The sequence below is a fragment of the Abyssisolibacter fermentans genome, assembly GCF_001559865.1.
Taxonomy (GTDB): domain Bacteria; phylum Bacillota; class Clostridia; order Tissierellales; family MCWD3; genus Abyssisolibacter; species Abyssisolibacter fermentans.
The window spans coordinates 1-10,972 of the sequence record NZ_LOHE01000110.1 but is presented as its reverse complement, the minus strand read 5'-3'; the positions used below and the strand labels follow the sequence as shown (position 1 = coordinate 10,972).

General features: G+C 28.2%; 14 protein-coding genes, 8 tRNA genes and 1 pseudogene. 5 read left to right on the top strand and 18 right to left on the bottom strand.

What is annotated here, in order from left to right:
* Positions 1-207: 207 nt before the first annotated feature.
* From AYC61_RS19595 to AYC61_RS21915, 8 genes and pseudogenes are all read right to left on the bottom strand, one after another.
* Positions 208-1,080, bottom strand: coding sequence for a methionyl aminopeptidase (locus AYC61_RS19595; RefSeq protein ID WP_066507198.1), 873 nt, complete (start codon positions 1,078-1,080; stop codon positions 208-210).
* A 322-nt stretch (positions 1,081-1,402) separates the two neighbouring features.
* A complete protein-coding gene (locus AYC61_RS21505; RefSeq protein ID WP_156456544.1) occupies positions 1,403-1,786 on the bottom strand; it encodes a hypothetical protein in 384 nt (127 codons plus the stop codon).
* Positions 1,787-1,908: 122 nt separating this feature from the next.
* Positions 1,909-2,826, bottom strand: a complete 918-nt coding sequence (locus tag AYC61_RS19585; protein WP_156456543.1) for a potassium channel family protein — start codon at positions 2,824-2,826, stop codon at positions 1,909-1,911.
* Positions 2,827-3,473: 647 nt separating this feature from the next.
* Positions 3,474-4,016, bottom strand: coding sequence for an RNA 2'-phosphotransferase (locus AYC61_RS19580; protein ID WP_066507181.1), 543 nt, complete (start codon positions 4,014-4,016; stop codon positions 3,474-3,476).
* A 182-nt stretch (positions 4,017-4,198) separates the two neighbouring features.
* Entirely contained in the window at positions 4,199-4,366 is a 168-nt protein-coding gene (locus AYC61_RS21925; RefSeq protein WP_242866848.1) for an NADAR domain-containing protein, read from the bottom strand.
* Positions 4,336-4,482: a hypothetical protein gene (locus AYC61_RS21920; protein WP_242866847.1), complete on the bottom strand. Its 147-nt coding sequence runs from the start codon at positions 4,480-4,482 to the stop codon at positions 4,336-4,338. The genes AYC61_RS21925 and AYC61_RS21920 overlap by 31 nt, the downstream gene beginning before the upstream one ends.
* Before the next feature lie 76 nt (positions 4,483-4,558).
* Positions 4,559-5,035 (bottom strand): hypothetical protein, encoded by a 477-nt coding sequence (locus AYC61_RS19575; protein ID WP_066507179.1) that lies wholly within the window; start codon positions 5,033-5,035, stop codon positions 4,559-4,561.
* A 168-nt stretch (positions 5,036-5,203) separates the two neighbouring features.
* Positions 5,204-5,344 (bottom strand): annotated as a pseudogene (locus tag AYC61_RS21915) (IS30 family transposase); the annotation flags it as partial.
* A 271-nt stretch (positions 5,345-5,615) separates the two neighbouring features.
* Here AYC61_RS21915 and AYC61_RS19570 point away from each other — a divergent pair.
* From AYC61_RS19570 to AYC61_RS19560, 3 genes are all read left to right on the top strand, one after another.
* Positions 5,616-5,972 carry a DUF2178 domain-containing protein gene (locus tag AYC61_RS19570; protein ID WP_066507173.1) on the top strand — a complete coding sequence of 119 codons (357 nt, stop codon included), beginning with the start codon at positions 5,616-5,618 and terminating at the stop codon, positions 5,970-5,972.
* Positions 5,973-5,979: 7 nt separating this feature from the next.
* A complete protein-coding gene (locus AYC61_RS19565; RefSeq protein WP_066507171.1) occupies positions 5,980-6,180 on the top strand; it encodes a helix-turn-helix transcriptional regulator in 201 nt (66 codons plus the stop codon).
* 212 nt (positions 6,181-6,392) lie between these two features.
* Entirely contained in the window at positions 6,393-7,277 is an 885-nt protein-coding gene (locus AYC61_RS19560; RefSeq protein ID WP_066507161.1) for a nitroreductase family protein, read from the top strand.
* A 4-nt stretch (positions 7,278-7,281) separates the two neighbouring features.
* Here the strand turns inward: AYC61_RS19560 and AYC61_RS21910 are convergent, their stop codons facing one another.
* Positions 7,282-7,464, bottom strand: a complete 183-nt coding sequence (locus AYC61_RS21910; RefSeq protein ID WP_275935271.1) for a GyrI-like domain-containing protein — start codon at positions 7,462-7,464, stop codon at positions 7,282-7,284.
* A 522-nt stretch (positions 7,465-7,986) separates the two neighbouring features.
* On the opposite strand from AYC61_RS21910, the gene AYC61_RS22160 reads away from it, so the two are divergent.
* Positions 7,987-8,112, top strand: a complete 126-nt coding sequence (locus AYC61_RS22160) for a hypothetical protein (RefSeq protein WP_275935270.1) — start codon at positions 7,987-7,989, stop codon at positions 8,110-8,112.
* Positions 8,113-8,572: 460 nt separating this feature from the next.
* Positions 8,573-8,710 (top strand): hypothetical protein, encoded by a 138-nt coding sequence (locus AYC61_RS21495; RefSeq protein WP_156456541.1) that lies wholly within the window; start codon positions 8,573-8,575, stop codon positions 8,708-8,710.
* A 4-nt stretch (positions 8,711-8,714) separates the two neighbouring features.
* Here the strand turns inward: AYC61_RS21495 and AYC61_RS19555 are convergent, their stop codons facing one another.
* The 9 genes from AYC61_RS19555 to AYC61_RS19515 form a co-directional block, all read right to left on the bottom strand.
* Entirely contained in the window at positions 8,715-9,536 is an 822-nt protein-coding gene (locus AYC61_RS19555; RefSeq protein ID WP_162265491.1) for a MerR family transcriptional regulator, read from the bottom strand.
* Between the two features lie 660 nt (positions 9,537-10,196).
* Positions 10,197-10,273 (bottom strand) — tRNA-Arg (locus AYC61_RS19550).
* 9 nt (positions 10,274-10,282) lie between these two features.
* A tRNA-Cys gene (locus tag AYC61_RS19545) sits at positions 10,283-10,356 on the bottom strand.
* A gap of 9 nt (positions 10,357-10,365) precedes the next feature.
* Positions 10,366-10,442 (bottom strand) — tRNA-His (locus AYC61_RS19540).
* 10 nt (positions 10,443-10,452) lie between these two features.
* Positions 10,453-10,527 (bottom strand) — tRNA-Gly (locus AYC61_RS19535).
* 7 nt (positions 10,528-10,534) lie between these two features.
* Positions 10,535-10,620: transfer RNA gene (locus AYC61_RS19530), tRNA-Tyr, on the bottom strand.
* An 8-nt stretch (positions 10,621-10,628) separates the two neighbouring features.
* A tRNA-Thr gene (locus AYC61_RS19525) sits at positions 10,629-10,704 on the bottom strand.
* Between the two features lie 8 nt (positions 10,705-10,712).
* Positions 10,713-10,789, bottom strand: a tRNA-Asp gene (locus tag AYC61_RS19520).
* Positions 10,790-10,818: 29 nt separating this feature from the next.
* Positions 10,819-10,894 (bottom strand) — tRNA-Val (locus tag AYC61_RS19515).
* Between the last annotated feature and the right edge of the window lie 78 nt (positions 10,895-10,972).

Genomic DNA, 10,972 nt, shown 5'->3' with positions numbered 1-10,972 from the left:
ATATGAATAATCAGGGTTAAGACTTTGTTTTCTATGTATTCATATATATATGCCGCTAAGAAGACAATTTTACAACCACGTATTAAATATTTTTTTTAATATTTTTGTGTTAATTTATAATATAAATCCAAATATCTTTAACTTAAATTTCTACTTTAATTTATATAAGGCGATAAAAAGGATTTTTTACAACCATGCTTTTCATTTTTATTTTGATATTATTTCTACACCAGTTTCAGTTACTAGAAGTGTATGCTCCCATTGTGCTGAAAGCTCACCATCAGCTGTAAATACTGTCCAGCCATTATCTCTATTTATAAATATTTCATGACTTCCACCATTTATCATAGGTTCAATAGTAAATACCATACCTGGTACTAATATCATACCTGTTCCTCTTTTTCCATAATGACACACAAAAGGCTCTTCATGAATAGCAAGTCCAACTCCATGTCCTCCAAACTCTCTAACTACGGAGTATCCATTACTTTCTGCATGTTCTTGTATTGCTGCTGCTATATCACCTAAAGTACTCTTCCAAGGTTTAATCGACTCTATTCCTTTATATAAACATTCTTTAGTTATCTTAACAATTTTTTTAGCTTCTTCACTTACATTCCCAATCTCATACATTCTTGATGCATCTGAATAATAGCCATTTAACATAGTTGTTGCATCAACATTTATTATATCTCCATCTTTTAGAATTACATCTTCGCTGGGTATACCATGACACACCACATTATTAACTGATGTACAAATACTCTTTGGGTAGCCATCATAATTAAGATCAGCTGGTATTCCTCCATGAGATATTGTGTATTCATGGGCTAGTGTATTTATATCTTCTGTACTCATGCCTTCTCTAATATTTTCACCAATAATATTTAATAGACCATTGTTAATCTTAGCACTTTCTCTTATTCCTTCAATTTGTTTATTGCTCTTAATCATTCTTCTGGTTGGAACTTTATATCCTTGCTCTTTTAATTTTTTTATTTTTTCATCAAATTCCATATGACACTTTTTATATTTTAGACCAGAACCACACCAACATTTATCATTTCTATTTAAAAACATATACACTCTCCTATTCCTCTGCTTATTTTAATTATATGTCATTCTCATAAGAACATATTAATTAATACATCCTTCATAAAAAATCCATGAAACCATTAAAATTCTCCATTAACAATAATGATATTTATAACCTCTATCTCAAATATACCAATAAAACTATTATACATCTAACAATCAAACATAACAACTTTGCCAAAAGAAAAAATGAAAAATCGACTTATTAGTCAACTCTTCATTTTTTTATGTATACTAGGTACATAGATAGGCTTTTTTAAAATCTATTTTCCTTTGTTTAATATGGTAAATTAATCAGACTATTATGTTACACTTTTTCATATATATAAGCTGATGAAAAGTAATTTTTACAACCATGTATATAACTTTTTTGGTAGTATCTTTGATATTTTATTTCATTATAAAAATAAATAAAACCTGTACAGTAACCTAAAGATTGAGCTATTTCAGATATGCTAGAAGAACCAGTATTAATACAATAATGAAACATATATACCATTATTACAATCTTATATACATCTAATGTCACTTCTACTCTTTCGATAACATCTGTATTCTTTTTTATGTACTTTAAAATATATGTAGTTACATAAATTGAAATAATAAATGGTATGTAGGTTGAAAAATAATTATAAAATAAAGGAACTAAATTATATGTTTCAAATGCTTCATTTTTAAATATTAGATGCAAGGCATATGAAAATAATAGTAAACTATAGTTTAAAATGATTTGAATTATTGTTTTTGAAAATAAACACTTTCTTAGTAGCCAGTGAATATACTATGATTTTCTATAATGTAGTATATCAGCCATTATAGGCTTTCTTCTTTTTCTATATTTAATGATACTAACGAACCTAGAAAAACTACAATACAAAAAACGCTTGTAAAAGATATTACAACACTCAATATTTTAGTAATAATCATATTAGGAACAATATCTCCATACCCTACTGTGGTAAAAGTTATTAATGTATAATAGAACAGGTCAAAAGTAGCAATATTTGTATGATTATAAGCTTCATTTGGGAATGCTTTATATACTACTAGTACGCTAAGAAATAGATTTATTATTATAATCAATAGAACAATTATTGCACCTATCCAAATATTTAATATGATGCTTTTCTTTAATTCTCCGCTATTAATTTTCTTATTTATTAGTGCTACAGGCTTTAAAACTATTTCTAATATCACTCTTAAATTAAGCAAATAAGCTATTGCAAGTCCTATTAAAACCAAATACCATAATTCCGTTACATATCTCTCAGCTGAAACAAAAAATAAACTATACCAAACTAGGATAATAAAACTTACTGATAAATGCTTTCTTATTATCGTATCTTCTATTGTTCTTATAAAATCATCGATCTTTTTTATTATCAGTAGAGGTATTCCAACTATATAATATAAAAGAATCGCTGCGATTATCGTTGCAAATATTGTTAGTGGTATTTTATCTCCATTCGTGTTATATATTTGAACATACAAAATATATAATGTGATAATTATATATGTTATTAGTGTAATAATACAAATAACTTTAGATATTTTCTCATTCTCACCTGTTGCGTATTTATATCCTTCTTTTACATTTCTTAAGAATTTAATAAACCTTTTTATTAAACTTTTATCTTTGCCTCTAAAAAGTATGGCTACCAGTAGTATGACAGTAAATGCTACAATTAAAAATTGTACTATTCTTCCTGCAATCATTTTGAATGCTGACATCACAATAATTCACTTCCTATTTTTATAATAAGCAATGTGTTTAAAAATAACCATCTTAGTGGAAACTCAATTGTTCAACTATTTATTCTGATATTTCTTTTCCACCTTGTTTATTTTACTAAACATTGCTTTTACTTAAATCAAAAGAAACGGGCTCTTGTCAGAACCGTCAAAGATTATACACATTTGAAAAGACTATACAATCACGTGTAGAGATGGTTCCCTTCATCTAAAATTTATAAGCTAAAACATTAATGTTATCCACATTTTTATATTTTAGTTTTGCAACTACCTACTTTTATAAAACATTATAATTAATATTTTTTACTAATCGATAATGTTAAACTTTATAATGCATTTTACAATACCACATTCTAAACTTAACAAAATACTAAAATCTTAACTACTTTTGTCACAACATTTTTGCTTCCCATTATAATCATAATTACAAGAAGTAAATTCATTAATATATAACCCTATTGCCCAAAACCATACACCCATAATACTTCTATATTTATCATCAAAACCCTTTTATTTCATAATTTCTCGTATGATAAAACCATAAAATTTTGTACAATTTTATGGTTTTATTATATACTTATACTATTGTTGTCACGTACCGTGATTTCATTTTACAACATTTAAAATTACATCACACTAACATACTTACTCGGAACATTATCGCATAACCAGATTTTATTCTTTGATAAATAAAATTCATAGCCATCTAAGTGCATTTTGCCTGCTTCTATTTTTAGAATTACTGGTATACCTCGCCTCTTTCCTACTGTCTGCGCTACTTCTATATTTGTACTCAGATGTACATATTGTCTTTGTCCTTTTTTTATACCTTCTTTTAGTATAGGTGTTACATACTTTTGTATCGTACCATGATAAAGGTATTTAGGTGGAATTTCTTTTTGTAGCTCGACATCTACAGCTATAGAATGTCCTTGATTTGCACGTATTTTAGTGCCATCACTATTATATGTATATCTCCCTTTGCTATCAGTCCTAACTATCTCATCAAGCAGACTCTGAGTTATTCTTTTACCTTTTTTGTTCATTTTAAGTAATAAGTCATCAACCTCACACCAACCATTTTGGTCTAATTCTACACCTATAACATCTGGCTTATGACGAAGAATCAAACTAATAAATTTACTTAATTTAATATTTTGTTCTTTCATAAAATCACTCCTTCGAGTTCTATTACTGTATAGTTGTATCAACTAGAAAATAAAGATTGAATTGTTGTATTTTGTTTTACAAGTCTAGTTTACCATAATTCTTACAAACTCTATGAAGCTCGTCCCTTACTTTCATCAATTCAAAGCCTAGTAAGTTCTCTCTTTTCAAAATAGAGGATTCTTTATTTTTCATTTTCAGCTGACATACCTATTCCCCATATATTATCATATGGACTTGCTTCAACTAATACTTTGTTTTTCGTTTGCATCAAGAATTTCATTAGTTTCTCATTTTGAAGAAACTTTGCGAAGTTACCATTTAGGACAATTGAATATCGTCTTTTTTCCAAGCATCTTCATTGAAATTCTTCATTTTCGTCCTAAATCCTTCATCTGTTTTGGATTTTGAGTATTTAGTATCTTCTCTTTTAAAATTTACTTGTAAATCGTTAAGTGAATATTTCATGTCTTTTTCTTTATTCCATAGAAGATAGCCATCATCTTGCCTTTGTTTAATATGGTAAATTAATCAAATTATTATGTTACACTTTTTCATATATATAAGCTGATGAGAAGTAATTTTCACAACCATGTATATAACTTTTTTTGTAGTATCTTTGATATTTTATTTCATTATAAAAATAAATAAAACCTGTACAATAACCTAATGATTGAGCTATTTCAGATATACTAGAAGAACCTGTATTAATACAATAATGAAACATATATACCATTATTAAAATCTTATATACATCTAATGTCACTTCTACTTTTTCGATAACATCTGTATTTTTCTTTATGTATTTTAAAATATATGTAGTTACATAAATTGAAATAATAAATGGTATGTAGGTTGAAAAATAATTATAAAATAAAATATACAAATCATTTGTTTTAAATATTACATTTTTATATATTATATGAAAAACATATGACAACAACAGAAAAATAATATTTATATTGATTAATCTAAACGCACCTTTTGAATGCTTTATATTAGAATTTCTGAAAACAATCACACCCTTAGTAGTTTTACTTTTTTAATTTTTTGATTTATATTACATATTTTATCATATAAATGATATACTGCAAAACGGTTATCGTCAAGTAAAAATGGTGTGTTAAAAAAACATCTATAAATTGCAATAATAAATGTCGCAGTGTGTATTTGTTAATTAAATAAATATCCCCTTATCAATATAGTTATATAATATTTTCGTACATATTGATGTTTTAAATTGCAGTTTATTAGCTTTGATTTCACCAATTACAGCATCACGTAAATATTTTTTTTGAATTATCTTAGACTCTATATACTCATATAATTTTTAATCATCATCAATTTTAAGGTAGCAAAATAGACACAGAAAACAAAATAAACTACAATTATTAATATTTATAGACATAACGAAGGTTTATAGGAACATTATATAATGCTCCTGTTTTTTTATAGTATTATTTAGTTATAATAATTAGTATATAAGCAGTATATGTTCGAAATTTTATTCACCAATCAAACCTTTATTTCTTGATTATATAAAAAGATAGTGATATAATTGTCACATAATGTGATATATAAATCACTACGGAGGTTTAAAGATGAAAAAAAATCATTATAAATTTATGGGTTTCTTAGGGTTTTTAGGTTTTGGGGGCTTTCAGTATTTCAATAATCATAACATTGCTACTTTAAGTCAATTTGCGTTCTTTGGGTTTTTCTCATATTTTTGGATAAATAAAATTGGCAATGAAATGACTGATGAACGTTATATTGAGAATTCGAAAAATGCAAAAGCGTTTACTTTAAATATTGCTATTTTTGAATTTATAATTCTGTTTCTAATTGCTCCATTAAATTTTGTCACCAAAGAAATTTTAACTGTCGTCAGTGCTTTATGTTTTGCCTCATTGATTTTATCCTATGCAATTACATTTTATAGATTTGAGAAAATGTAGGTGTACTATGGCTGAATTTAAATGTTATTTAAAAAAATACCGTCACCTTGCTGAAATGACGCAAGAGGAATTAGCAAACAAAGTAAATGTAAGGCGAGAAACAATTATACGACTAGAAGCAGCAAAATATAATCCCTCCCTTAAACTAGCAATTGATATATCAAGGATAGTAAAAGCACCAATTGAAGATATTTTTGTTTTTGATTAAAAAAACAAGTAAACGGCTTAGTGTTTGTCATTAGATACCATTATAATCAATTAAGATGTTACCTTTTTGGTTCAATAAGCTAGAAGTAGCAACTTGCCAATGAAAAAACTGTCGTATATTTTTTAAATAAATTTCCATATCTTTATTGACTCTAGACCTACTCTAGAGTTTATACTTTAATTAAGTAATAAAAATTTTTAGGGGGAGATTAGATGAATAAAAACTATTCGAATGAAACTATGAAATTGCTCTATGAACGTGCTAGTTGTAGAGCTTTTCAAAACAAAGAAATACCAGAGAATGTATTAAATGAAATTATTAACGCTGGATTACATGCAGCTACTGGTGGAAACTTGCAACCTTATGCTATTATTAAAATAGTGGAAGATGAAACAAAAAAACGTTTAGTCAATGACTGTGATATGCAAAATTTAGTTGCAAATGCTCCAGTAAATTTACTTTTCTGTATTGATTGGAGAAGAATTGGGCGCTGGGCAAAAGCTTGCAATGCTCCTTTTGTGGCTACAAAAAGTTACAGGCATTTTTGGATTGCCCTTCAAGATACAGTCATATGTGCTCAAAATATATGTACAGCTGCTGATGCAGTTGGATTAGGTTCAGTATATATAGGTACAGTTGAAAGCTGCTTCAAGGAATTAAAATCTATTTTCAATCTTCCTGAAGGAGTATTTCCAGTTGTACTAGTAAGTTTAGGGTACCCTATAGAATACCCTGCTCCTGCTAATAAACTTGGCATTCAAGCCATAGTTCATGAAGAAACTTATAAGGATTTAGATATTGATACACTTAAAGAATTACATGATGAAAAATATAATTATAAAAAATTCCCATTAAATCAATCTAATTTGTCTCAAATCCATGAAGTCGCTTCTGATATTGGTGGAAAAAAATATGCTGATGAACTGTTAAATAATATTGAAACAACTGGTTATATAAATATGGCTCAAAGATATTTTGGACTTCATTATAAAGCTAACTGGTCATGTGTTGGAAATAAAGATTTTGTTGACACTTTATTAGCTTATGGTTTTACGTGGATTAAGGGTGAAGATTTCCCAGTCAAAAATAAAGAATAGAGTCCTAATCTCTATTCTTTATTTTAACTGGTATTTGAATTTGTGTTCTCCACTCTTCATGTTTAACGATAATGTTTGAAGTTATTAATAAAATTTCTATAGCTTCGTTTCCAATACTCATTCCGCTTTTATTTATATAGTTAAGTAATTTATTATAACTTTCATTAATATTTTTATAGTGTCCTATATGATCATTACCCCATAATAGCCATCTTGTAAAATATATAAATCATTAATTTCACGACTTGACATACTACGTTTAAGTGCCAAATAGTTCTTTAAATATCGTTCTCCATTTGAATTGATATATATTTACTAAATTACTCTTTTCTTTCTTCAATTTATACCTCCTACTTTCTTCTGCTCAATCTATTCTCTCATTGACAAAAAATACTTAAAAACTAAGCATGTAAATGTTATCTAGCTTTTAAATCTCTGTATAATAGTTATGAATAACTTAAAATTAATGGTATCAACAAACTAAATCTTATAAATACCATTAATTTTATCTTATGAACTCTTAATATTACTTTATTTTGAACATTTCTAATTCAGTAATACTTCTATATATATCATACACCTTTTATTTCATGTAATTTTTACACTAATCATGTTTAATTTAGGATTATAATTTTTTATATATGGGAACATATTTTCATGTAAGATTATCTAATATATGGAATTATTTTATAAAGAAAGGAGGGTTAGTATGAAAAAACTTAAAAAGAATTTAAATTTACAAGGTTCTTTGAATATTTTTGCTAATTGCGAATGCTCTAGTTATTGTAATGGGAGTTTAGATTTCAGAGATAACAGAAATGGTATTTCATATTAGTATCATTACTTATTAATTGCCCCATATTTTAAATAATATAGGGGCAGTTACACAAACGAGGGGACGGTTTATTCGTTTGCTATTTTATAGCAATATAAACAGTTAATTTGTTCCCTTGTTTTTTGTTCCATCAATTATATCTATAACACCAGATTATTCAAAGAAAATTATGAGCAGTGAACTAAAATCTATGATTTCTTGTGAATTACTACTCCTAGGAATGAAAAAGTTTCATATTAGAGAAGAATAGGAAATTCAATAACACGGCATCCTTTATTGACTCTAGACCCACTCTAAAGCTTATACTTTAATTAAACAATTATAAGTAGTTAGTTGCAAAACTAAAACATAATGCATATGGATAAATAATATTAATTTAGCTCAAAAGTTTTTAGTGAGGGGAACGATTTTATAATCTGATGAAATATTAAATAATATTGAAACAACTGGTTATATAAATATGGCTCAAAGATATTTTGGACTTCATTATAAAGCTAACTGGTCATGTGTTGGAAATAAAGATTTTGTTGATACTTTATTAGCTTATGGTTTTACGTGGATTAAGGGTGAAGATTTCCCAGTCAAAAATAAAGAATAGAGTTTTACTCTCTATTCTTTATTTTAATTGGTATTTGAATTTGTGTTCTCCACTCTTCATGTCTAACCGTTATGTTTGAAGTTATTACTAAAATCTCTATAGCTTCGTTTCCAATACTCATTCCACTTTTATTTATATAGTTTAATAATTTATTATAACTTTCATTAATATTTTCATAGTGTCCGATATGATCAATTACCCCATAATACTCATCTTGTAAAATATATATATCGTTAATTTCACGACTTGACATACTACGTTTAAGTGCTAAATAATTCTTTAAATATCGTTCTCCATTTGAATTGATATACATTAACCGTGAAGGTTTAAAGAAAACATCTGAATTTGTATTGTTTTTTTTATCAAAATCAACTAAAGCTTCTATCCGTTCTACTATTGTACTAGATTCATTTACATTAATTAAATATCCTTCTCGCTTAGGAATTTTTAATATTTTAGGTTCAATATAACAATTACCACTTTTCAACTCTTGAATCTGATTAAGCTGCTCATCAAGATAAGCAACAACTTCATTTAGATTACAAATTTTATCTACTAAAGTTTTACGTATATCATAAAAGGATTTTTCTACTTCATCTATGTTTCCTTCTAATAACATCCTAATTTTATTAATAGGTAAACCTACTGATTTAAGTACTTTAATTTTTTCTAGTTTATAAGAATCATATTCATCATAATAACGATAATTAGTATTAGAGTCAACATAACTAGGTAAAAGTAGTCCAATTTTATCATAATACCTAAGAGTATGTACGCTGATATTATGTAGTTTTGACATTTGACCAATTGTAAATTTATTCTTCATTTTACTATCACCCTTTAATAAAACTTGTAGCATTTAACAATTTTTAATTCCACCACTGACTTACTCTTGTTTAGATATACTCTATACAATTAGCTTTCATTTTCATTATACTATATTTATAATTATTGTTCTCTAATCATTTCTATCTGATATTCATTTATTATAGGCAACTATCTTCTCTATCTATATGTTTAATAGCCATTTCACTAGCATAAGCTTCTGTAACATTGTAATTGTCTTTTTCTAAATTATAATATTATCAATTCAAAAATCTCTTTTTCATCTAAGGGTTTTTTTTAATTGCATTAATTGGCTAGTCCCTATTTTGATTAATTTTAAAAAATATAATTCTTTCTTTTAACTTTTTTAAACCTTGAGAAAATATTTTGTTAAAACAATATTAACACCCAATTTGGCAAAAAAGTTTAAACAACAGTAATTAATTAGATTTGTAGCTACTGATTAAATATAAGAAAAAAGAGAAATAAAATAAGAGTAGATTATTATAGAAAAATTTTTTTTATTATAAATAAAGCTATTGGAATAATTGTTAGTTGCGTGATTGCTACCGATACAAACTAACACTGTTTTAAAGGTATGTATTCAAAAAATAAAAAAAAATGAAGAATCGGCATCTTTGCGTCAACCCTCCATTTGCTTTGGTGCACCCAAGAGGACTTGAACCCCTAACCTTCTGATTCGTAGTCAGACACTCTATCCAGTTGAGCTATGGGTGCTTATATTATTGGAGGCGGCACCCAGATTCGAACTGAGGATAAAGGATTTGCAGTCCTCTGCCTTACCACTTGGCCATGCCGCCTTAACTTAATGGGGTGAGTAATGGGAGTCGAACCCATGACCTCCAGAGCCACAATCTGGCGCTCTAACCAACTGAGCTATACCCACCATACTCTTATGGAGCGGAAGACGAGATTCGAACTCGCGACCCTCGCCTTGGCAAGGCGATGCTCTACCACTGAGCCACTTCCGCATTAATTTGGTGGAGGGGACTGGATTCGAACCAGTGAAAGCACAGCTAACGGATTTACAGTCCGTCCCCTTTGGCCAACTCGGGAACCCCTCCTTGTTTTATGGAGCTGGTGAAAGGACTTGAACCCTCAACCTACTGATTACAAGTCAGTTGCTCTACCAATTGAGCTACACCAGCAATTTTTATGGCGACCTGGAAGAGACTCGAACTCTCGACCTCCAGCGTGACAGGCTGGCATTCTAACCAACTGAACTACCAGGCCGCAATGATGAAAAACTTTATTTTATTTTGTGGTGGGCACAATAGGGCTCGAACCTATGACCCCCTGCTTGTAAGGCAGGTGCTCTCCCAACTGAGCTATGCGCCCACAAAATGGTGACCCTACCGGGACTTGAACCCGGGTTACCGCCGTGAAAGGGCGGTGTCTTAACCGCTTGACCATAGG

Bases quoted from the DNA above. Each gene is read 5' to 3' on its own strand.
- AYC61_RS19595 (WP_066507198.1), bottom strand. From the start codon at position 1,080: ATGTTTTTAAATAGAAATGATAAATGTTGGTGTGGTTCTGGTCTAAAA.
- AYC61_RS19585 (WP_156456543.1), bottom strand. From the start codon at position 2,826: ATGTCAGCATTCAAAATGATTGCAGGAAGAATAGTACAATTTTTAATT.
- AYC61_RS19580 (WP_066507181.1), bottom strand. From the start codon at position 4,016: ATGAAAGAACAAAATATTAAATTAAGTAAATTTATTAGTTTGATTCTT.
- AYC61_RS21920 (WP_242866847.1), bottom strand. From the start codon at position 4,482: ATGAAATATTCACTTAACGATTTACAAGTAAATTTTAAAAGAGAAGAT.
- AYC61_RS19570 (WP_066507173.1), top strand. From the start codon at position 5,616: ATGAAAAAAAATCATTATAAATTTATGGGTTTCTTAGGGTTTTTAGGT.
- AYC61_RS19565 (WP_066507171.1), top strand. From the start codon at position 5,980: ATGGCTGAATTTAAATGTTATTTAAAAAAATACCGTCACCTTGCTGAA.
- AYC61_RS19560 (WP_066507161.1), top strand. From the start codon at position 6,393: ATGAATAAAAACTATTCGAATGAAACTATGAAATTGCTCTATGAACGT.
- AYC61_RS22160 (WP_275935270.1), top strand. From the start codon at position 7,987: ATGAAAAAACTTAAAAAGAATTTAAATTTACAAGGTTCTTTGAATATT.
- AYC61_RS21495 (WP_156456541.1), top strand. From the start codon at position 8,573: ATGGCTCAAAGATATTTTGGACTTCATTATAAAGCTAACTGGTCATGT.
- AYC61_RS19555 (WP_162265491.1), bottom strand. From the start codon at position 9,536: ATGAAGAATAAATTTACAATTGGTCAAATGTCAAAACTACATAATATC.